Here is a 21,286-nt window from a genome sequence, read left to right as displayed (position 1 = left end):
GCAGCCATGCCGAGTTCCAGCGGGTCGAGCAACCGGCGGAAATCCGGAGGCTGTTGGAGGCTGCCCGGGACCGGAATCAACCGGTCATGCTCGACTTCCACGCGGACTGGTGTATTTCCTGCAAAGTCGTGGAGCGCAATGTCTTCAGCGATGCCCAGGTTGGCCAGGCATTGTCATCCTATACACTGCTGCAGATCGACATGACCCGGAACACGCCCGAGCAGCAGGCCCTGCTGGACGAACTCGGCCTGTTCGGCCCGCCTGCAATCCTGTTCTACCAGGGCAATGGCGAGGAAATTCAGGACCAGCGAATCCTGGGCGAGATGGACAAAAAGGAGTTCCTGGCCCACCTCGACGGGTTGCCGATCCGCACCTGATAATGGCCCGGAATCACCCGCCACGACGGATCAGATAGATAAATTCCCCCTGCTGTTCCTCCTGGCTGACCAGCTCGTGGCCGAGGAACTGGCAGAAACGGGGAATATCCCGGGTGGTGGACGGATCGGTCGCCACCACACGCAACACACCGCCGGGCTCGACATCATGGATGCGGTTGTGGAGCATCATCACCGGCTCCGGACAAAACAGTCCCCGGGCATCAAGTTCGGCGTCAAATTCACTGGCCGTCAAACGATCACTCCTTCTGGCTAAGCTGATTTTTCAGGAATACGTGCTAAATTCCTGTTTATAGCAGGTAAAAATATACGGAGGAAAACCATGATACGGGTTTTGATCGAACGCCATATCGCAGAAACCCTGGAAGACGCCTATGAACAACGGGCCCGCCTGGTATTGCAACAGGCGGTGGCGGCGCCGGGATTCATCTCCGGCGAGACCCTGGTCGACAGCCACGACCCCAACCATCGGATCACCCTCGCCAACTGGCGATCGGAAGCCGACTGGGACCGCTGGTACCGTTCCGAGGAACGCAAGGAACTGATGACAGAACTAGTTCCCATGATGGACAAGGATGAAGCCATTACGGTTCTGCAGCAGAACGCAATCTGATTCCATCCGGTTGCCCCTGGCCCCTTCGGATCAGCCCGTGCGCTCGATAAAACAGGTGATCTCTTCCCGGTCATGATACAGGTGGCGGGCACGCAGTCGGAAGCCGACGCCCGCCTGTGCCAGCCCCTTCTCGATGATTTCCCGGCAGATCAGCCACTCCTCGTAGCGTTTTTTCATGGGCAGCTTCAGGTTGAATACGGTGAACCGGCAAAACCCTGAGCCGACCCAATCCACCGCCAACCGTGCCGTCTTTCTCGGCTGATCCACAATATCGCAGACCATCCAGTCGATTCCGCGCTTCGGCCGCCAGCTGTATCCGTCGGCACGCACATGCTCAACCTGACCGGACGCCATGAGGTCCGGGTCCATCGGGCCGTTGTCGACTGCGGTCACCAGCATGCCCTGACGTACCAGTTGCCAGGTCCAGCCACCGGGTGCGGCACCAAGATCAGCGGCTTTCTTGCCACCCCCGAGGTAATCCAGCTCCTGTTCAGGGGGCAGGAACACTTTCCAGGCCTCCTCCAGTTTCAGCGCCGAGCGACTCGGAGCCGAGGCCGGAAGCCGAAGCCGCGGGATGCCTCCTACGAACCGGGCCCGGTTACTCCGGAGGCTGTACCCGACCACTGCGTGACGAAAATCCGGCAGAAAAATCTCCAGACGGGCGAGGGTGTCTGCCTCCACGGCCTGCAGCAATCCGGCACCGCGCAGCCCCTTGGACAAGGGCGCCACCCATTTGCGGGCAAAGTTGCCCAGGTCCTTGTCAGTGTTGTTCTCCGGCAGCCGGACTTCCACGCGGGCACACTCCGACATGCCTCTGTCAAGCTGCCGGAGGCCTTCTATGACTGCTCCCACACGGTCTTCCGCCGGCAGCTCCAGCCGGCCAAGCACCACCAGCCAGTCCCGGACAAACACCAGGTTCTCCAGACTGACCCTGGCCAACAATTCTTCCGCCAGCTCTGGCCCGGGCAGAGAGAACCAGACAATGCCCTCACCCCTGGCTGGTTCAAAAAAGCCATACAGGCCGGATTCCATCGCGGAATCGGTGAGTTCACGCCCGGCCTCTGCCTCGAAGCCGGGCCGACAGAATGCGAGTATCTGTTCCATGTTGCCCCTGTGGCGGATTCCGACCTGAAACCCGCAAATTTGAAACTGTTTAACAGTGAAACTTGTGTACGCTGGCTACACTTCCAGCTCACTTTCTTGCTGGAAACACTGAATGCCACTCCTGACCCGGCTGATGTCTGCGGCCATAATCTGCTGCCTGTCTGCCCTGGCCTGGGCTGATAAGCCCGGAATTCCGGGGCAATGCCCGGCTCTGGATGTCGCAGACGACAGTGCCCGGCACCACCTGATGGACTATGTCTGCTACCACAGCGCCGAACCGGAAGACGGTGCCCACCGGGCCGCATCACCACAGGAACTTCCGGAATCACTGGCGTGGACACCGGCTGACGGCCACGACCTGGTGTTCAGCCATACCGAATCCGTCTACTGGCTGAAGCTGCAGCTGGACAATAGCGGTAAAACCCGGGGGCTCTGGTACCTCGAGCTGGATTATCCCCTGCTCGATGAGGTCACATTCTGGACCTCCACCCGCGATGGCACCACCCGGAGACTGGCAACCGGCGACCAATACCCGTTTGCGTCCAGGGGCATAGATTATCGATATTTCCTGCTGCCCGTCACCCTCGGAGTGCAGGAGCAGCTCCAGGTTACGATCCGCATCCGCAGCAGTGGCGCACTGAACGTCCCCCTGTCCCTGGAGACTCCGGCCGAGGTCATCTCCACCAGCAATCATTTGACCCTTACCCACGGCCTGTTCTACGGGGCACTGGCGATCTTTGCCGCCTTCAATCTGCTGCTGTTCTTCAGTTCCGGGACCGTTTACTACTTCTACAATGCCTTTTATATGGCCGCGATGGGCCTGTTTCTGTTTGCCATGGGCGGTTTTGCCAACCAGTATTTCTGGCCCGAGAGCGCCGGCTTTGCCAACACCTCGATTCCTCTGGCCCTGGGACTCTGCGCCCTGGCCATGACCCTGTTCGGTCGGTCTTTCCTGGAAGTGAGGCCGGATACCCTCGCCAACACCACCCTCAACGCCCAGGCCTGGTTCTGTATCGTCTTTCTTGCACTGACCTTCATCCTGCCCTACAACAAGACCATCATCCTGAACACGGTTCTTGCTCTGAGCGTCATCGCTAGCCTGCTGATCTCAGCGGGGATTCGCTGGCGGCAGGGTTATCAACCCGCCATCTGGTACCTGCTGTCCTGGATGGTCATGCTGGCCGGCGCCCTCATATACGCACTCGCGGCTTTCGGCTATCTGGCCGACTTCCTGGCCCGGGAGTCCCTGATGCAGGTAACCATCGGCGGCCAGGTCATTCTGCTTAACTACGCCATGGTCCAGCGCTGGCGCCTGCTGAACCAGAAACTGCTCGAGGTGGAGCACAAAGCCCGCACCCAGCTGGAATTCAAGGTTCACCAACGCACCTCTCAACTGCGCAACGCCATGCGGGAACTTGAGAAGGCCAACCGGAAACTGGCTGCACTGAGCCTGAACGACCCCCTGACCGGCCTGTATAACCGCCGGCATCTGGACAACATCCTCCCGGAGCTCTGTGCCGAGGCCCGGAGAACCGGTCAACCGCTGACGCTTGCCCTGATCGATGCCGACCGGTTCAAGGCGGTGAACGACACCTGGGGCCATGGTTTCGGGGACACCTGCCTGCAGTTGATTGCCGATATCCTGACCCGCCATGTGAAACGGCCAAGGGATATTGCCATCCGTTTTGGCGGCGAGGAGTTTGCCGTGCTGTTACCCGGCGCCGACAATGATGGCGCCCGCAAGGTATGCCAGGCGATACTCGATGAGTTGAGGAACACGCCGCTGGATACGCCCGACGGTAAGACCCTCACCATGACTCTGAGTGCTGGTGTAGCAGAGTTCGCAGCCCCGGAGGACCAGAGCACGCTGTTCCGCCGCGCCGACGATGCGCTGTATCAGGCCAAAGCCTCCGGGCGTGATCGGGTAGAGATCGCAGAGCCGGAACTCACGGATTGGGGCGCACCCGCGACTCAATAAAAGCGCGAACCTGGCTGGCGGCCTCCCTGATCAGGTCCTGCCGGGTCTCCGCCTGACGGGCCAGGGGCTGGAAGTCGTGGTTACCTCCTTCCAGCCATACCAGCTGGCAGGACCCGAGCTCACTTTGTCGCTCGTTCACCTCATCCGGCTTGCCGAACGGATCGCGGGTTCCCTGGATCACCAGCATGGGGCGCTCTATATGGGGAAAATGGTCGATGCGCCAGTTATCCGGCTTTCCCGGGGGATGAAACGGATAGCCAAAACAGACAACGCCGTCGATCCCGTTGTCTTCGGCTGCCAGGAGGCTGGCCATTCGACCGCCCATGGACTTACCCCCGATCAGAACCGGGCACATATCCCCCACCTCTGACCGGACTTCCTCCAGAACGCTTCGGAAACTCTCAAGAAGTCGGGGTTGCCGGTCCGGCGGCCGTTTCTTGCCATCCTCCCGGCGCTTCCCCATATAGGGAAACTCGAACCGCACCACCGCGATCCCTTCGGCATCCAGGGCTCCGGCCAGTTCTTCCATGAACGGAGAATCAGCCGGTGCACCGGCGCCATGGGCCAGAATCAGTACGACTTTCGGCTGATTTTCGTAGTAATTGCTCTTAATCAATTCCACTGAATTCACCTCTGCCAGATCAGGGACTATCATACCCAGAGCAAGCAGCAATTACCCGGGGCGCATCTCCCTCTTCGCGAATGATTCACATGCTCGCCATGTCGCTGATTTCGGTGAATTTGACGGATATCAGGAGTTGACCTGAGTCATTGCAAACAGCTAATGGTTTCTCCATACTTGCGCCCGCATAATTCCCCATCCTAAACCCATTGGTAAGGCTATGAGCACAGTAAATGCAAACCTGACATACAACTACAAGGTGGTGAGACAGTTCGCCATCATGACAGTGGTATGGGGTATTGTAGGAATGGCTATGGGTGTGCTGATCGCAGCGCAGCTCGTCTGGCCATCCCTCAACCTCGACCTGCCCTTTACCCACTTCGGCCGGCTCCGGCCGCTGCATACCAACGCCGTCATCTTCGGCTTTGGTGGAAGTGCCTTGTTCGCCACCGCCTACTACGTGGTCCAGCGCACGTGTCAGGCCCGCCTGATCTCGGACGGCCTGGCGGCGTTCACGTTCTGGGGCTGGCAGGCGATCATTGTGGCAGCAGCAATCACCCTGCCAATGGGCCTTACAACAACCAAGGAATACGCCGAACTCGAATGGCCGATCGATATCGCCATTACGGTGGTCTGGGTAGTCTATGCCCTGGTGTTCTTCGGCACGATCACCAAGCGCAGCACGCCGCACATCTACGTGGCCAACTGGTTCTACGGCGCCTTCATCATCACCGTTGCGGCTCTGCACATCGGTAACAACATGGCCCTGCCGGCCACCGCCTTCAAATCCTACTCTGCATATGCCGGCGTAACCGACGCCATGATGCAGTGGTGGTATGGCCACAACGCCGTAGGCTTCTTCCTGACCGCCGGCTTCTTGGGCATGATGTACTACTTCGTTCCCAAGCAGGCCAACCGCCCGGTCTACTCCTATCGTCTGTCCATCGTCCACTTCTGGGCGCTGATCGCGACTTACGTGTGGGCCGGTGGACACCACCTGCACTACTCCGCCCTGCCTGACTGGGCCCAGACTGCAGGCATGGTTATGTCCCTGATCCTCCTGGCTCCGTCCTGGGGCGGCATGATCAACGGCATGATGACCTTGTCAGGTGCCTGGCACAAACTGCGCACCGACCCGATCCTGCGCTTCCTGGTGGTCTCCCTGTCCTTCTATGGCATGTCCACCTTCGAAGGCCCGATGATGTCCATCAAGACGGTAAACGCACTGTCCCACAATACTGACTGGACCATCGGCCACGTGCACTCCGGTGCCCTGGGCTGGGTTGCCATGATCAGCATCGGTGCGGTTTACCACCTGATCCCGAAACTCTGGGGTCTGCAGGCCATGTACAGCACCGCCCTGATCAACGTCCACTTCTGGCTGGCGACTGTCGGCACCGTGCTTTACATCGTTGCCATGTGGGTGAACGGCATCATGCAGGGTCTGATGTGGCGCGCAGTGAACGAGGACGGCACCCTGACCTACAGCTTCGTGGAAGCCCTGGAAGCCTCATACCCGGGTTACTTCGTCCGCTTCCTTGGTGGCGTCATCTTCCTGACCGGTATGCTGCTGATGGCCTACAACGTCTACATGACCGTTCGTCAGAAAGAAGCGGTTGCAGCGGACAGTGCTGCGGCTCAGGCGGCGTAACGGGAGAGAGATCAGATGAAACACGAAATTATCGAAAAGAATATTGGTCTGATGATCATCCTGATCATCCTGACCATCAGCGGTGGCTTCCTGGTGGAAGTGGTGCCCCTGTTCTTCCTGAAGCAGACCAACGAGCCGGTCGAGGGCCTCGAGCCACTCTCCGCTCTGGAACTGGAAGGCCGGGATATCTATATCCGTGAAGGCTGTCACGTGTGCCATACCCAGCAGATCCGTCCGTTCCGGGCGGAAACCGAGCGTTATGGCCACTACTCCGTCGCGGGCGAGTTCGTCTATGACCGCCCGTTCCTGTGGGGCTCCAAGCGTACCGGTCCGGACCTGGCCCGTGTAGGCGGCCGTTATTCCGATGCCTGGCAGCGTCAGCATCTGTATAACCCGCGCAGCGTGGTTCCGGAGTCCAACATGCCGGCGTTCCCCTGGCTGTTCGAAAACCGTGTCGATCATGAAAGCATCGATGACCGGATGACGACCCTGCAAACACTCGGCGTGCCCTACACGGACGAGCAGATTGCCGCTGCGTCCGCCGACATACAGGGTAAATTCGAAATCGAAGCGCTGGTCGCATACCTGCAACAGCTGGGTACTGTGATTTCAGACAAACGGTGACCCCATGGATATCAATGAGCTACGCGGAATTCACACCCTTCTGGTAATGGCGGTCTTCCTCGGAATCGTCTGGTGGGCCTACAGCGCCCACCGCAAGAAGGCCAATGACGAAGCGGCGCACCTGCCCTTCGACGATGACGAAGTGGAAAAGCGTACTCTCGAACAGGAAAAGACGGAGAAGAAACAATGAGTACCTTCTGGAGCATCTGGATCAGTGTGATCGTGCTCGGTACTGTATTTGGCTGTGTCTGGCTGCTGTGGGCGACCCGCAAGAACCAGACCACTGATGTCGAAACAGACCGGACCATGGGCCATTCCTTCGATGGCATTGAGGAATACGATAACCCGCTGCCTAAGTGGTGGTTCTATCTGTTCATGGCGACCTGTGTGTTTGCCCTGGGCTACCTGGCTCTGTATCCGGGCCTGGGCAGCTACAAGGGCCTGCTGGGCTGGACTTCCACCAACCAGTGGGAAGCCGAAGTGGCCGCTGCTGAGGAAAAATACGGTGAAATCTACGCTCAGTATGGCGATACCCCGGTGCCGCAGCTGGCAACCAACGAGGACGCCCTGAAAATCGGCCAGCGTCTGTTCGCCAACAACTGCGCCGTCTGTCATGGCTCTGCTGCACGTGGCCAGGTTGGCTTCCCCAACCTGACCGATGACGACTGGCTTTACGGCGGCACACCTGATGCCATCCTGGAAACCCTGCACAATGGCCGCATGGGCAACATGCCCGCCAAGGGCACCATGCCCAGCATGACCAACGAGCAGGTGGACCAGGTGGTAAACTACGTGTTGAGCTTCAGCGGTCGTGAAAAGGACGCCGAAGCAGCCAAGGCCGGTGAGCAAGTCTTCGCCCAGGCATGTGTGGCTTGCCACGGTCCGGACGGCAAAGGCATGCAGGCGATGGGTGCACCGAACCTGACTGACAACACCTGGCTCTACGGCTCCACCTATGATTGGATCAAGGAAACAGTCATGAATGGCCGCCAGAACCAGATGCCGGCACAGGCCGGACGTCTGTCCGAGGACCAGATCCAGATCCTCGCGGCTTACGTGTACAGCCTGTCCAACTGAGAATGATCCGGCCAGGGTGCTTTCCTGCCCTGGCGCGGTCTTTTCAACCCTGTGTCTGCCCATGCGGGCACAGGCTTGAAAAGATCAGCAGACCCGCCGAGGCCCGCTCCCCGCTTTATCCTTTCATCGGGAGGTTACGATGAGCAGTGAGATTCCGGTCAAACAGGTTGACCCTTCGTCAGATTCCTCCAACAACAATAAAAAAGCCGAGACCGTCGAGCTCTACGCGAGCCGAAAGAAGATCTATGTCAAGGAAGTGAAAGGCTTCTTCCAGCGTATCAGGAATGTGAGCCTGACCCTGCTCATGGGCATGTACTTCCTGTTCGTCTGGATCACCATCGACGGCCAGCCGCTGATCCATTTCGACCTTCCTGCGCGGGAATTCCACCTCTATGGCATGACCTTCTATCCCAAGGATTTCATTTTGCTTTCGGGCATGCTGATAATCTGTGCCTACGGCCTGTTCTTCATCACCACGCTGTTTGGTCGGGTCTGGTGTGGCTATACCTGTCCGCAAACGGTGTGGACCTTTATCTTCATGTGGGTCGAGGAACGGATCGAGGGCAGCCGCAACAAGCGGATGAAGCTGGACAAGGCACCGAATTCCGGTGCAAAAATTGCAAAAAAATCTGCCAAGCATGCAGTCTGGCTGCTGATCGCCCTTGCAACCGGCCTCACCTTTGTCGGGTATTTCTACCCCATCCGGGAGCTGATTGGCGATCTGTTTACCCTGCATGCCAATGGCTGGGCCTACTTCTGGGTGGCCTTCTTCACCGTCGCCACCTACCTGAACGCTGGCTGGATGCGCGAACAGGTATGCCTGTACATGTGCCCGTATGCCCGCTTCCAGTCGGTCATGTTCGACCCGAACACCCGGGTGGTGTCCTACGACCCGAACCGTGGCGAGCCCCGAGGCAGCCGCAAGAAGGGCATTGACCCGAACGAACTGGGCCTCGGTGACTGTATTGACTGCGGCCAGTGTGTCCAGGTCTGCCCCACCGGCATCGATATCCGGGATGGTCTCCAGTACGAGTGCATTGGCTGTGCCCTTTGCATCGACGCCTGTGACGAAGTCATGGAAAAAATGAATTATCCCAAGGGTCTGATCCGCTACACCACGGAGAACGAACTGGAGGGCAAGACCTCCAAACTGCTTCGTCCCCGTACCTTTGGCTATGGCATCATGCTGGCGCTGATGATTGGAGCGATTATCTTCACCATTGCGACCCGGGTTCCGGCCCAGATGGACGCCCTGCGGGACCGTGGCGCTTTGTACAGCTTTAACGGTCAGGGACGGATTGAGAACTCCTATACCCTGAAGATTGCCAACATGACCGAAGTGCCCCAGGTCTTCTCCATCTCCGTGAGTGGCCTTGAGGGCATCCAGATCCTGACCGACACCAGGGTAACCGTAGAAAGTGGCGAGAACCGTTCGGTACCGACCGTCGTGGACGTTCCACCGGAATCCATCTCCGAATCCAACAACGAGATCCGGTTCCAGGCGGTTTCCGAAACAGATTCGTCACTGAAACTTGAAACTGAAAGCCGGTTTGTCGGTCCAACGCGCTGATTTGTAGAATTGGCCCCCCCGACACACCGGCTAGAAAAGAGATGAAGCATTATGAGTGAACACGCTCCGGTCGCACCCTGGTACCGCCAGCCCTGGTTCTGGTTCCTGACCATTTTTCCGCTGGCGGCTATTATCTGGTGTACCGTCATGATTGTTGTTGCCAGCAACATGAAAGACACCATGGTGACGGATGACTACTCCAAGGAAGGGCGTGGCATCAACCTGGCCATTGCCCGTGACCAACAGGCCTATGACATGGGCATGATCGGTGAAATGAGCTTTGAAAAGCGCGAGGTTACGCTGAAGCTCAATACCGAGGAAGGTCCGGCACAGTTTCCCTATGTAATCCTGAACCTGTTCCATCCGACTCTGGCCGAGCGGGACCGCACCATCCAGTTCCGTAATGAGGGTGGCGGGTACTACTCCGGCACCATGCTCCAGGAAATTGAAGGTCGCTGGTATTACGATCTTCAGGGACCGGATAACACATGGCGCCTCAAAGGGGAGGCCCGGCTGCCGGCGGAAGATGGACTGACTATTCGGGCGGAAAAACCCGTCAAGGGGTGAGTGCCCTGGATTGTTTCCATTGCGGTGAACCCGCCGAGGGGAATCCGCCGATCACGCTGGAGCTTGAAGGCACCACAAGGCATTTCTGCTGTCAGGGCTGTAAAGCGGTTTGCGAGACCATCCACAATGAGGGCCTCACCGGATTCTATGACTTCCGGACCGAACCTGCGGTAACACCCCGGGAACTTTCTCGCTCCGAGCTCACTCGTCTGCGCGAGCTGGACCATCCACTGGTCCAGCAATCCTTTGTCTCGCCCGTGAAAAGTGGTCAGGAAGCGAATCTGCTGATTGGCGGCATCACCTGTGCCGCCTGTATCTGGCTGCTTGAAAACCACATGAAGACACAGCCGGGAGTTCAGAGCTTTTCGGTGAACCACACCACCCAAAGGGCACGACTGGTCTGGTCGCCGGATCAGGCGAAGCTGAGCGACCTGCTGATCGCGATCCACCAGCTTGGTTACACCGCCCGCCCCTACCAGGCCGATGAGGTCGAGCAACAGTTAAAAGCGGAACACCGCTCGATGCTGATCCGGCTCGCGGTGGCGGGGATCGGTTCTTTCCAGAGCATGATGCTGGCGTTTCCGCTGTATTTCGAACTGGTCAATGATCTTTCACCAGAATTTGTCTCCTTTTTCCGGTGGTTCAGCCTGCTGGTAGCCACGCCGGTGGTGCTCTACAGTGCCCGGCCGTTTTTCCGCAATGCCCGTCGCGATATCCGAAGCCGGCACCTCACCATGGACGTTCCCGTCGCCATCGCCATTGGCCTGGCCTATGCCGCCAGCGCCTGGGTGACGGTGTTCGGGGGCGATGAGGTCTATTTTGAATCGGTGTGCATGTTCACCTTCTTCCTGTTGCTCGGTCGCTATGTGGAAGTCCAGGCCCGCTACCGGGCCGGCCTGACCGGCAATGCCCTGGCCGGTTTCCAGCCGGCGGTTGCGGCGAGGGTGGACGGAGACGGAACCGATATAGTTCCGGCCCACGACATCCGGCCCGGCGACGTGGTCCGGGTGCGGCCTGGCGAAACCCTGCCTGTAGACGGAAGCATTGTTCGGGGTGAATCCACCCTGAACGAGGCGGCGTTGACCGGAGAATATCTACCGGAGTCACGGGGGCCCGGCGACAAGGTCCACGCCGGTAGTATCAACGGCGAGAACCCCCTCGATGTCTTGGTGGAAAAATCCGGCGCCCAGACCAGACTCTCCGGCATCCTGCGGGTCCTCGACCGGGTCCAGTCGGAGAAACCGCCGGTTGCCCGCATGGCGGATCGGATCGCAGGCAAATTTGTGGGCCGGGTATTGATCCTCGCTCCGCTGGTCTGGATCGGCTGGTGGCTGGCTGGGACAGACAACGCGTTCGATATCACTCTCTCGGTGCTGGTGGTGACCTGCCCTTGTGCCCTGTCCCTGGCCACACCCACCGCCATCACCGCGGCCACCATGCGCCTGCGGAAACTGGGATTTCTGCCTACCCGGGGGTACACCCTGGAGTCCATGAATACCGTCGATACGGTCATCTTCGACAAGACCGGCACGCTTACACGGGGCGAATTGAGCCTGGTGGGCCAGCAAAATGTTGGCAGCCTTGATGACGACACTTGCCTGCGCCTGGCCGCCGGCCTGGAAAAGTTTTCCGAGCACCCCATCGCCCGTGTCTTCCACGACCGCCCTGCAACGGCCATGGAAGACGTCCGCAATCACCTCGGCGGCGGCCTGACCGGGCAGCACGGGAAACACAACTACGCCATCGGCCATCTGGATTTTGTGGCGGAGCACACCAACGCCCCTGTTCCGGAACGTGGTCAACATACCGGCATGGAAATCTGGCTGGTCTCCGAAGCCGAATGGCTGGCCTGCTTTCGGCTCGACGACCAGCCCCGGGAGGATGCCGCCGAAACCATCAGGGCCCTGCAGGACCAGGGCATCCGCACTATCCTGCTCAGTGGTGACCGGAGCGGCCACGTGGCCCGTATCGCCGAGGCGCTGGGCATCTCCGAAGCGATCGGGCAGGCATCGCCGGAACAGAAGCTGGAAGTGCTGGAGCAGCTCACCCGCGAGGGGCGCAAGGTAATGATGGTAGGCGACGGCCTGAACGACCTGCCCTCCATGGCCGGAGCCGGCCTCTCGGTGGCCATGGGGAGTGCCGCGGACCTGACCCAGCTGAAAGCCGATGCGGTTCTGCTGAATGGCCAGCTTCTGCAGCTGGTGGAAGCGCTCAGTACCAGCCGGCAGACCCGTCGAGTCATCCGCCAGAACATGATCTGGGCCCTGGCTTACAACCTGTGTGCCCTGCCCCTGGCGGCGGCTGGCCTGGTACCACCCTGGTTGGCTGCCATCGGCATGTCTGCCAGTTCATTGATCGTGGTGCTTAATGCCCTCAGGCTGAGTGCCAGCGCAACCCGGGCCCCGGCCGAACCAACACCGGTTGGTACTCAGGCATTGTCCTGATAACGTAAAAGACACACTTCATGACGAGGTAAGTGCCGTGCAGATTGTAATGGTCCTCGTACCATTGATGCTCATTCTGGTTGCCGTGGGGATTGCCCTGTTTGCCTGGGCGGTCAAGAACGGCCAGTACGACGACGTGGAAGGCCCGGCCCATCGTATCCTCTATGATGATGACAAGGACATGATTCCCCGGGAAGCCAGAACCGACAAATCGGAACAGGAAGAAGAGAAAACGGAGCAGAGCACCGAGGAGCAAGACCGGGACAACACCGGGCCGAAGAGCTGATGACAGCAGACCTTTACCTGAGCTATCCCAGCGCCTTCCTGATCGGTCTGCTCGGCAGCACCCACTGCTTGGGCATGTGTGGCGGCATTAGCGCCTCCCTGTCCATGACCCTGCCGGTGGGCCGGGGATTCCGCTTTCGCCAGTCACTGATGCTACTGGCCTTCAATTTCGGAAGAATCGGTAGCTACACCCTGATCGCGGCACTGATCGCGGTGCTCAGTACCGGAGCCGCCAGCCAGTGGACCCTGGCCGGCATCGTACTGCGGACCATCGCGGGATTGCTGCTGATTTTCATGGGCCTGTCCATGGGACAGTGGTGGCAGGGTATTCGCTATGTGGAGAAGATCGGCGCCCCGGTCTGGCAGAAACTCTCGCCCCTGACCCGCCGCCTGATGCCGATCCACCATCCGGGCCAGGCGCTGGCGCTCGGCGCGCTCTGGGGCTGGCTGCCCTGTGGTCTGGTCTACAGCACCCTGGGATGGGCTGCGCTACAGCCTACGGTTACTTCGGCAGCCCTGACCATGTTCTTCTTTGGTCTCGGCACCCTGCCTTCCATGCTGGCGACCGGCTATGCCGCCAACTGGGTTCGTGGCCTGCAAAAACACCAGGCTATCCGGAAAGCCAGTGGTGCCTTGCTCATCCTTTTTGGAATCTGGACGCTACCGCTGTTCTGATGGGAGTCCGGTTACCTAGATGTTCAGCAAATCCAGCCGACCGAAATCCGGACTGGTGTCCGGCTCCGCGGACTGAACCACCGCCTGGCGCTTGCCTCCAAGGCGTTTGCCTTCCTTGAAGTCGTACAGGTTTGGATCGGCCAGATGGGACGGTTCGACATTGCACAGGGCCCGGAACATGGTTTCCAGCCGGCCCGGGTGCTGCTTGTCCCAGGTCTGGAACATTTCCTTGATTACCTGGCGCTGCAGGTTCTCCTGGGAGCCACACAGGTTGCAGGGAATGATGGGGAACTTCCGCAGGGACGCATAACGGGCAATGTCCTTTTCGCGGGCGTAGGCCAGCGGGCGGATCACGGTATTGCGGCCATCATCACTGTGCAGTACCGGCGGCATGGACTTGAGCTTGCCGCCGTAGAACATGTTCAGAAACAGGGTCTCAAGCAGGTCGTCCCGGTGATGGCCGAGGGCGATTTTGGTAACCCCGTGCTCTTCGGCAAAATTGTAGAGAATGCCCCGACGCAGACGCGAACAAAGACCGCAGGTGGTCTTACCTTCAGGCACTTTTTCCTTGACGATGCTGTACGTGTCCTTCTCGATGATGTGGTACTCGACACCCAGTGAAGCAAGGTATTCCGGCAGCACTTCTTCCGGGAAGCCTGGCTGCTTCTGATCCAGGTTGACCGCAATCAACTCAAAGGAGACCGGTGCGCTTTTCTGCAGGTTAAGCAGGATATCCAGCATGGCATAGGAATCCTTGCCACCGGACAGGCAGCACATGACCTTGTCACCGGCTTCAATCATCGAGAAATCAGCAATCGCCTGCCCCACATCACGGCGCAAACGTTTCTGCAGTTTGTTCAGCTCCAGTTTCTGGCGCCGATCCTGCTCGGAAGCGGGCGACTGGTCAGCGGCATTGGCGATCATAGCTTCGGACATAACAACCACGTTCGTAAGGTCAATGAGGGTGCGATTATACGCATCACCGGGTATCAGGGACAGGATACCGGATAAGGATATACTGCAACCTGGCGGGGCAAGGAGACTGCGGCAGCCCTTCCCTGTAGCCGCACTCTCCCCTACCATACCCTCCATGACAGATACCGCCCTGACCGATCACAAGGACACCGAAGCGTCCGGCCGTTTGCTTGATCACCAGATCCAGCACCTGCTCGTGGCCGTGGAGCACGAACTGCGCAAGGCGCCCGGGGGCACCAGTGAGCTGGCTCTGATCCGCTCGCTCCAGGCGCCCCCCTGGGAACTGATCGGCGAGGTCAGCTTCCGGGACCCGGAAAAGCTCTATCCAATTCACTTCCTGCTGTTCCACGTGCTTTACCGCCTCCGGGACCAACTGGCCGAAACCGGGGAGAGCCTCGAAATCTCTCCGCTGGATATCCGGCTGAAACCGCAGTTTGTCGTTTCCGGCACCGGCCTGCCGGATCAGGAGGATGAGCTGCGCCGCTTCTACCTTGATCTGGACCAGTACCGAATGCCCGGGGACAGCATCCGCAGAATGATGGATGACTTCTGGTCAGGGCGCCCGACACGCTCTCCGGCGCGGTCCGAGCTGCTCCAGGCGGCACAGGTACTCGGTTTCGACGCCATACCCGGCGACTTTGGCACCGTCAAGCACCGCTTCCGGCGGTTCATTATGGCGGTGCATCCCGACCGCGGGGGCGATACCGCCTCGGTTCAGGAACTGAATCATGCCTTTTCCGTGCTCAAGACCCACTTCCGGCTTTCGGCCTGACTTACCGCCAGACCAGGGGAACCCATGATGCCAAGAAACATTGTTTTCGCCTTTCTCACGCTGGCCACCCTCAGCACAGCTGTCAGGGCAGATCTGGTAGTGCTCCAGTATCACCACGTGAGCGATGCCACCCCGCCTTCCACCAGCACTTCCGAATCCTTGTTCGAAGCCCAGCTGAACATGCTCGGGGATCTCGAGCTGGAGGTGGTGCCCCTGTTGGAGGGTACACGCCAGGCTCTGGAGCAAGGGACAGCCCGGAACTCGGTCGCCCTGACCTTTGATGATGCCTACGAATCCGTTTATACCACCGCAGCACCGATGCTGGCGGACCGGGGCTACCCTTATACGGTTTTCGTCAACACCGACGCCGTCGGCCGCACCGGTTACATGACCTGGGACCAACTGGAGGAACTGGCAAGCCGCGAAGGTGTGACCCTGGCCAACCACAGCACCGATCACGGGCATCTTGCCCGGAAACCCGATGAACCCGAAGATCAGTGGCAACAGCGGATTGAACACAGTCTGGATGGCGCACAGAAAGAACTGCAGCAGCGACTCGGCATCGACACCCCGATGTTCGCTTACCCATACGGGGAATTCGATTCGCCCCTGGAGGATCGTCTCTCGGACCGGGGCTGGCTTGGCTACAGCCAGCATTCCGGCCCCATTGGCGTCTATTCGTCCCCGACCCGGCTGCCCCGGTTTCCCATGGCCAATGCCTACGGCCAGCTCGGTAGCCTGGAGAACAAGTTGCTCAGCCGTGCCTTTCCTGTCGACGCAGGAAACCTGCCTGACGGGGTGATCCCCGGCAATCCACCGATCCTCGAGTTTCCGCTGCCGGAGAAATTGTCCTCCGGCCGGCTCACCTGCTTTGCCTCAGGCATGGGCAGGATTGATATCGAGACCGTTGGGGATGGAATGGTCAGAGTCCAGGCACCAGAAACCTTCAACAGCCGCCGCTTTCGCTACAACTGCACCCATCCCGCCGGCGACGGCCGTTTCTACTGGCTGTCCCAGCCCTGGCTGGACCTGAGCCAGCCGGAGGACTGACTGGCAACCAGGCTAATCCTCGACAACCAGTTCGAGCCCAAGCTCCCCGGTGCTGACGTGGGGAATGGATTGCGGGCCCTGCCCGGTTTCCAGCACCGTCTGGCTGTTCAGGTCTTGGGCCCGGGTGAAGATCACCATCCAGCGCTCACCCCGGGCCGGAAAGGCCGGCATCCAGGCTTGCAGGTAGGCCCGGGAATGCCAGCTCTCGGGTTCAAACCCCATCGCCATGTCGGTCACCACCCGGACAGGCCGCAGCTCCTCATCCAGGAAGGCCAGTGACGGCACAAACAGTCCATCGCGGGCAAAAGAACGCAGTCTGAAGACAAAATCAGGGTGGTGCCGGGCATCGGGCAAGGCAACAAGCGCAAAAGGGCTGGTTCCGGTGGCGAAATCATGGCTGTCCGACGCGTCACCGATATCCACTTCAAATTCGCGGCCACTGATCCAGGACTGGCGCTCCCGTGTGCTGAGGGTCTGGCAACAGCTCTCGGCAAACTGGCTGAAAAAACCGGCTTCCTCGTCCACGCCCAGAATGGCCATGGCGTCCGGGTCGTAACCCTCCACAGGCGTCTCCGGTACCGGCGCGGCACCGGGCTGGTGGATGGAGGCCGGAGTGATTTCGACGGGTGGCGGCACCCTGCCCTTCTGGACATCGGTGCGGGTGTCCGGCGTGTAGTAGCTCACCCGGATGTTGCCTTCGGCATCCCGCCAAGTGAAATAGGGCCTCGGCTCGCCGGGCCGGACATAGCCATCGCGGGCCAGCTGCTCGGCGTCCGGGTAGTTCTCCAGCGTGTATTCCTCCTCGGGCTGGAGCTCCGGAGGCCTGTCCGGCTCTTGGCCGGACGAATCGGCGGCCTGTGTCGCTGCATCCGGCCCCGCTTCACTATCCTTGCCCTTGGCAGAGGTTTTTTCGGGAATCGGCGAATAGCGTACCCGTCCCTGCTCATCCACCCAGGTGAAGTAACCTTCCCGCTCACTGGTCGGCAAACTGCCGAGCTGGCATCCAGCCAGCACGGTGGCGAGAGCGACAACAATCGGGATCTGGCGGCAGGCTTTACGGGTCACAGAGATTACCTTTCGATGTCCGCACAGCGGTCAGAATTTCGTCCGGAAACTGAGGCCGGCCATCACAACCCGCAGCGAGGTCTTGATATCCAGACCGGCATAGGGGTTGTAGATGATATTGGTGATGTTATCGCAGTTGACGTTACAGCTGGTATCCGCGGGAATGGTTTCGACGGAGTGCAGGTAACTGAGGTTCATGTCGATCTCCGTGTCCTTGTCCCATTGGTAGCCCATACCCACGCTGTACAGGTTGGCACCACCGAACGGCGCCATGACCTGACGCTGGTCGTCGGGAATCACCGAATCCCGGATCTCCACGCCGGCGCGCAGGTCCAGTCGAGATGACACATGCAGCTCGGCACCAAAGGCCCAGTTCCATTGGCTCTTGAAACCCAGGGGCAGACGCAGGGTATTGGGTGTGGCATTGTCCGGGGAGAGAATCCGGGCGGCATTCAGGAACTCCAGGTTACGGTCGAAACGGAAGACGAAGGCATCCCACTGGGCGTAGTCGGTCCAGCCGATGTCGGCATTGAGGGTCAGTTTCGGATGGACATCCACACTGATGCCGGTCTGGAAGTGCTGGGGGTAGACCAGGTCCATGCTGACGTTACCGGCTTCCCGGGGTGCGCCGGACGGCAGACTGAGAATCGCCGAGGTGATCGCCCCGAGTACCGAGCCGTTGACGCTCTGCCAGAACCCTGACCAGTCGTCGGTATACTCGATCTCGAAGGTGCCCTTCATGTTCATGTCAGCTTCGGAGGTGTAGCTCGTCCCCCACCGGAACCAGTCCGTCGGCTCCCACATCACTCCCAGGGCATAGGTGGGCGACAGGGTTTCCTGGACATTGATATTCAGGGCACCGATGTCATCCCAGGGCCCGACATTACCGCCACACAACGCCAGCCAGGGCTGCAGGGGCTCGTCTCCGCTCTCGCAGTTGAAGGCGTCCTGCAGGATTTCGGCAACTCCGAGCAGCATGTTGGGCGCACGCATGTACTGGTCGGCAGCGATCCCCATATGAGACAGGTGAATCCCGGCGCCCACCGCCCATTCGTCATTGATCTCGTAACCGACCGTCGGCGACAGGTAGGTAGTCCGCTGCAACGCGGTGGCCTGGGGCTGATAACGGCCGGGATCGTCCTTGTCGCGATAGAATCCCGCAGCCAGGGGCAGGTAGAAGGCGTTGGCAAAGGTCAGCTTCGATCCCGGCGGATTGACACTGATCCCGGCCGAGGGCGCGATGGCCGGTCCCGGTGGCGCCCGCAGAATCCCGTAACCCGGCAGGTACAGGGCGACGTTATTGGTGTGACTGTGGGTATTGGCGACCGGATCACGCTGCTTGCCGGTCAGCGGGTCGGTTTCCAGGCCGTCGATACCGAAGATCTCGTAACCCTCCGGGGCTGTGAAATCCGCATCGATATCCAGGTAGACGCTCATCAGGTTCACTTCGAGCTGACGACCGTCCAGCCTGGTAAGACCCGCCGGATTATAGTGAATGGCCATCACGCCGGGAGGATCGGCCGTGACCGCATTGCCCAGCGCCAGGGCCTTGGGATGAATGGTCAGGTTCTGAGCCAGCTGGGCCTGGGCACCAAACGAGACGGTCGTGGCGATCAGCGCCCCGAGAATCTGCCGTTTGTGGCTGTTATGTCCCATCAATTCCTTCCCTTCCCGTGATTCGTGGACCGCACCGCTCACTCTTTGAGGCCAGAGAAGTTGATGGGCAGGGATACCCCGAGAGAGAAGTCCGGTGCATCCTCGGTCAGGCCGATGCCCAGACTGGTGTTCACGATGGTGGTATCACTGACCCGGGTACCAAGTGACATGCTCAGGAAACCGGTCATCTGGTCCTGGGCCACAGCCTGCTCGCCGTTGGAAAAGGTCAGGATGGTTTCATCGCTGTAGCTCAACTGGGCAGAGATGCTCAGGGAGATGTCGTAAGAAAGCGAGTAGGCAAAGCCGGCCGAACCGGACAGACCGAAGCCGGGCTCGACCTCAACCAGCAAACGGGCACCCCGCACCTGATTCAGGTCCTCGGCCGGCAGGTTGTAGGTGGCGCTGACAGACCCGAAAACCACAACCGGATCCAGCACCTTGGACAGGCTTACACCGCCACCTGCGGAATAGTAACCGCTGCCCGTGGACAGCTGTTCCTTGATGTCGATTTCGTAGGGGCTGACGCCCGTCTTGGTGGTCAGGGTGCCGAAAAAGGTGGTCGACATCTTGCCCGGCACATAGGCAAACGGCTGCCAGCGGCCGGTAAAGGACACGTCGCCGAAATCATAGATGCTCAGCTCATCCTCGGTATCGTATTTCACCACCAGGGGGATACGGGTGCCGACGGTGAGGTTATCCAGCAGGCCGTAATCGTAGGAAAAGGCATTGGTGAAGTTGTGGGTGGCTGATGGCACCACATCCAGGTTGCGCACCGAACCATTGGTGATGGCCAGATCCAGACGCTGATCCGCCGTATAGGAATAATCGAACGAGTAGTTCAGCGAGTGGGTGCCCTTTTTCTGCAGAGAGTAGTTCTTCTCGGCAGCCTGAAACACTTCTTCCAGCTGTTTGGAGGCGTCTTCGTCGCCTTCCTGCCTGGCCAGCGCTTCCCGCGCCTGGTCCACGCTTCCCTCCTGTGCCAGCACTGTGCCTGGAAACAGCGCCGTGGCGGAAACAAGGATAAAACCTCGCACAAACCAACGATTCATCCTGACTCCCTTATTTTATTTGTAGTGATTCTGTGCCGGATCTTGCACCCGGAGAATTAGTTACGGCGGTAATGCAATTGTTTTCGGGTGTTTTCGACACTACCGTCCGGATTGTTCTTCTGGCGTTCGAGCAAGTTGTTAATGCGTCTCTCCGTGGCCTCGTGGAACACCGGAATCCGTTCCAGAGCCAGCAGGGTCATTGTCTGGTCATCTACGAAGCGCAGGTCTTCCTCTTTCAGCTCGAGGTTATCGAGGGGCTTGTCGCTGCCGGGAAAGACAATGAACAGCACGTTGTCATCCCACTTTTCCTCAAACTGGGCGAGGGTGAAGGAGATGTTGCCCACGGAGGGATCCGCCAGGTAGACCCGACCATCCCGGATGGTACGCAGCACCACGAAGTGCTTGAAGCCGGCGTGATGAATGGGAACGATCGCCGGATGATCCAGGTCGATGAGATCCTCGATGGTCGCCCGGAAGCCGCCGGACGGATAACCCAGCGCCGTCACCAGCCGTTTCATGTCCAGCATGGAGAAGGCGCGGCGCTGAACGATCCGTTCGCTTTCACCGTAATGCAGCAGCCCCTCCATCACCTGGCGTTCCGACAGGGTGCGGCCAAGGTAGTAATTGAGCACGGTGGTCAGGGCCGCACTGCCGCAGCTGTAGTCGTAGGCCTGCCGGACGATGTTGCGGTACTTCTGCTCGACCAGTGGCTCCACCCGGAAATCGGAGCGCAGCTTCACCGGACTTGCATCCACGTCCTGCTCGATCACAATGGAGCCCTTGTCGAACGGCTCCAGCACGGTTGCCTCCTGCACCATGGTGAATGTAAGAATCGATCCGGCGAGCACCAGCAGCATGTCAGATGAAGTCCCTGTTTTTATGACCCGCGGCATTCATCGGGTTACATGTTGTTACGGTAAGATACCGAAATACCGGGACCCTTAAAGATAACTGTGCCTCAAATCTGTCTGTGCAGAAGCTTCCCTGAAACAACGTTTTGAGAACTGGTTCATGGCAAGAACAGCAATCCCCCCCAGAAGCCATTGGATCTGCTCAGCAAGGTTCGGGGGGGAGTAACCGCCGGTTGTCAGAGGGTAAAGACCACCCCCAGGAG

General features: G+C 59.5%; 22 protein-coding genes. 14 read left to right on the top strand and 8 right to left on the bottom strand.

What is annotated here, in order from left to right; translation table 11 throughout:
* On the top strand, positions 1–377 hold a 377-nt coding region (locus ACESMW_RS15330), incomplete at its 5' end, for a thioredoxin family protein (protein WP_372987882.1).
* Positions 378–390: 13 nt separating this feature from the next.
* Here the strand turns inward: ACESMW_RS15330 and tusA are convergent.
* Positions 391–630 carry a sulfurtransferase TusA gene (gene tusA, locus ACESMW_RS15325; RefSeq protein WP_372987881.1) on the bottom strand — a complete coding sequence of 80 codons (240 nt, stop codon included), beginning with the start codon at positions 628–630 and terminating at the stop codon, positions 391–393.
* 87 nt (positions 631–717) lie between these two features.
* Between tusA and ACESMW_RS15320 the strand changes: the two genes are divergently transcribed.
* Positions 718–1,008 carry an antibiotic biosynthesis monooxygenase family protein gene (locus ACESMW_RS15320; protein ID WP_372987880.1) on the top strand — a complete coding sequence of 97 codons (291 nt, stop codon included), beginning with the start codon at positions 718–720 and terminating at the stop codon, positions 1,006–1,008.
* A gap of 30 nt (positions 1,009–1,038) precedes the next feature.
* On the opposite strand, the gene rlmM is transcribed toward ACESMW_RS15320, so the two are convergent.
* A complete protein-coding gene (gene rlmM / locus ACESMW_RS15315) occupies positions 1,039–2,112 on the bottom strand; it encodes a 23S rRNA (cytidine(2498)-2'-O)-methyltransferase RlmM (RefSeq protein WP_372987879.1) in 1,074 nt (357 codons plus the stop codon).
* Positions 2,113–2,224: 112 nt separating this feature from the next.
* On the opposite strand from rlmM, the gene ACESMW_RS15310 reads away from it, so the two are divergent.
* The gene (locus ACESMW_RS15310) at positions 2,225–4,090 is read left to right on the top strand and encodes a diguanylate cyclase (protein ID WP_372987878.1); all 1,866 of its coding nucleotides are present in this window, start codon (positions 2,225–2,227) and stop codon (positions 4,088–4,090) included.
* Here the strand turns inward: ACESMW_RS15310 and ACESMW_RS15305 are convergent.
* The gene (locus ACESMW_RS15305; RefSeq protein ID WP_372987877.1) at positions 4,059–4,712 is read right to left on the bottom strand and encodes an alpha/beta fold hydrolase; all 654 of its coding nucleotides are present in this window, start codon (positions 4,710–4,712) and stop codon (positions 4,059–4,061) included. The two genes, ACESMW_RS15310 and ACESMW_RS15305, sit on opposite strands and share 32 nt — an antisense overlap.
* A 220-nt stretch (positions 4,713–4,932) precedes the next feature.
* Here ACESMW_RS15305 and ccoN point away from each other — a divergent pair, with 220 nt between their 5' ends.
* From ccoN to ACESMW_RS15260, 9 genes are all read left to right on the top strand, one after another.
* Complete coding sequence (ccoN, locus tag ACESMW_RS15300) at positions 4,933–6,363, top strand: cytochrome-c oxidase, cbb3-type subunit I (protein WP_372987876.1); 1,431 nt, start codon at positions 4,933–4,935, stop codon at positions 6,361–6,363.
* 15 nt (positions 6,364–6,378) lie between these two features.
* A complete protein-coding gene (ccoO, locus tag ACESMW_RS15295; protein ID WP_343810288.1) occupies positions 6,379–6,987 on the top strand; it encodes a cytochrome-c oxidase, cbb3-type subunit II in 609 nt (202 codons plus the stop codon).
* Between the two features lie 4 nt (positions 6,988–6,991).
* The gene (locus tag ACESMW_RS15290; protein WP_183705609.1) at positions 6,992–7,177 is read left to right on the top strand and encodes a cbb3-type cytochrome oxidase subunit 3; all 186 of its coding nucleotides are present in this window, start codon (positions 6,992–6,994) and stop codon (positions 7,175–7,177) included.
* Entirely contained in the window at positions 7,174–8,064 is an 891-nt protein-coding gene (gene ccoP / locus ACESMW_RS15285) for a cytochrome-c oxidase, cbb3-type subunit III (protein WP_372987875.1), read from the top strand. The genes ACESMW_RS15290 and ccoP overlap by 4 nt, the downstream gene beginning before the upstream one ends.
* Before the next feature lie 139 nt (positions 8,065–8,203).
* The gene (gene ccoG, locus ACESMW_RS15280; protein WP_372987874.1) at positions 8,204–9,634 is read left to right on the top strand and encodes a cytochrome c oxidase accessory protein CcoG; all 1,431 of its coding nucleotides are present in this window, start codon (positions 8,204–8,206) and stop codon (positions 9,632–9,634) included.
* Positions 9,635–9,685: 51 nt separating this feature from the next.
* On the top strand, positions 9,686–10,201 hold the full coding sequence (locus ACESMW_RS15275; protein WP_372987873.1) for a FixH family protein: 516 nt from the start codon (positions 9,686–9,688) through the stop codon (positions 10,199–10,201).
* Positions 10,198–12,645, top strand: a complete 2,448-nt coding sequence (locus tag ACESMW_RS15270; RefSeq protein WP_372987872.1) for a heavy metal translocating P-type ATPase — start codon at positions 10,198–10,200, stop codon at positions 12,643–12,645. The genes ACESMW_RS15275 and ACESMW_RS15270 overlap by 4 nt, the downstream gene beginning before the upstream one ends.
* Positions 12,646–12,682: 37 nt before the next feature.
* Positions 12,683–12,931, top strand: coding sequence for a cbb3-type cytochrome oxidase assembly protein CcoS (ccoS, locus tag ACESMW_RS15265; protein ID WP_372987871.1), 249 nt, complete (start codon positions 12,683–12,685; stop codon positions 12,929–12,931).
* Entirely contained in the window at positions 12,931–13,605 is a 675-nt protein-coding gene (locus ACESMW_RS15260; protein WP_372987870.1) for a sulfite exporter TauE/SafE family protein, read from the top strand. The genes ccoS and ACESMW_RS15260 overlap by 1 nt, the downstream gene beginning before the upstream one ends.
* A gap of 15 nt (positions 13,606–13,620) precedes the next feature.
* On the opposite strand, the gene ttcA is transcribed toward ACESMW_RS15260, so the two are convergent.
* Positions 13,621–14,541 carry a tRNA 2-thiocytidine(32) synthetase TtcA gene (gene ttcA, locus ACESMW_RS15255; protein ID WP_372987869.1) on the bottom strand — a complete coding sequence of 307 codons (921 nt, stop codon included), beginning with the start codon at positions 14,539–14,541 and terminating at the stop codon, positions 13,621–13,623.
* Between the two features lie 154 nt (positions 14,542–14,695).
* On the opposite strand from ttcA, the gene ACESMW_RS15250 reads away from it, so the two are divergent.
* Together ACESMW_RS15250 and ACESMW_RS15245 are read left to right on the top strand one after the other, a co-directional pair.
* A complete protein-coding gene (locus ACESMW_RS15250; RefSeq protein WP_372987868.1) occupies positions 14,696–15,352 on the top strand; it encodes a DNA-J related domain-containing protein in 657 nt (218 codons plus the stop codon).
* Positions 15,353–15,376: 24 nt separating this feature from the next.
* Positions 15,377–16,402, top strand: a complete 1,026-nt coding sequence (locus tag ACESMW_RS15245; RefSeq protein WP_372987867.1) for a polysaccharide deacetylase family protein — start codon at positions 15,377–15,379, stop codon at positions 16,400–16,402.
* Positions 16,403–16,414: 12 nt separating this feature from the next.
* Here the strand turns inward: ACESMW_RS15245 and ACESMW_RS15240 are convergent, their stop codons facing one another.
* Genes ACESMW_RS15240 through ACESMW_RS15225 form a run of 4 tightly spaced genes read right to left on the bottom strand, consistent with a single transcriptional unit; the run spans position 16,415 to position 21,029 of the window.
* Complete coding sequence (locus tag ACESMW_RS15240; protein WP_372987866.1) at positions 16,415–17,467, bottom strand: MalM family protein; 1,053 nt, start codon at positions 17,465–17,467, stop codon at positions 16,415–16,417.
* Between the two features lie 30 nt (positions 17,468–17,497).
* Positions 17,498–19,123 carry an OmpP1/FadL family transporter gene (locus ACESMW_RS15235; RefSeq protein WP_372987865.1) on the bottom strand — a complete coding sequence of 542 codons (1,626 nt, stop codon included), beginning with the start codon at positions 19,121–19,123 and terminating at the stop codon, positions 17,498–17,500.
* A 38-nt stretch (positions 19,124–19,161) separates the two neighbouring features.
* Positions 19,162–20,172, bottom strand: coding sequence for a transporter (locus tag ACESMW_RS15230; RefSeq protein WP_372987864.1), 1,011 nt, complete (start codon positions 20,170–20,172; stop codon positions 19,162–19,164).
* A 56-nt stretch (positions 20,173–20,228) separates the two neighbouring features.
* A complete protein-coding gene (locus tag ACESMW_RS15225) occupies positions 20,229–21,029 on the bottom strand; it encodes a C39 family peptidase (RefSeq protein WP_372987863.1) in 801 nt (266 codons plus the stop codon).
* Positions 21,030–21,286 lie beyond the last annotated feature (257 nt).

Origin of the sequence: Marinobacter sp. (genome assembly GCF_041690455.1) — a bacterium.
Taxonomy (GTDB): Bacteria; Pseudomonadota; Gammaproteobacteria; order Pseudomonadales; family Oleiphilaceae; genus Marinobacter.
Note: the sequence above shows the minus strand (reverse complement) of the source record. Positions and strands in the feature narration are given on the sequence as shown.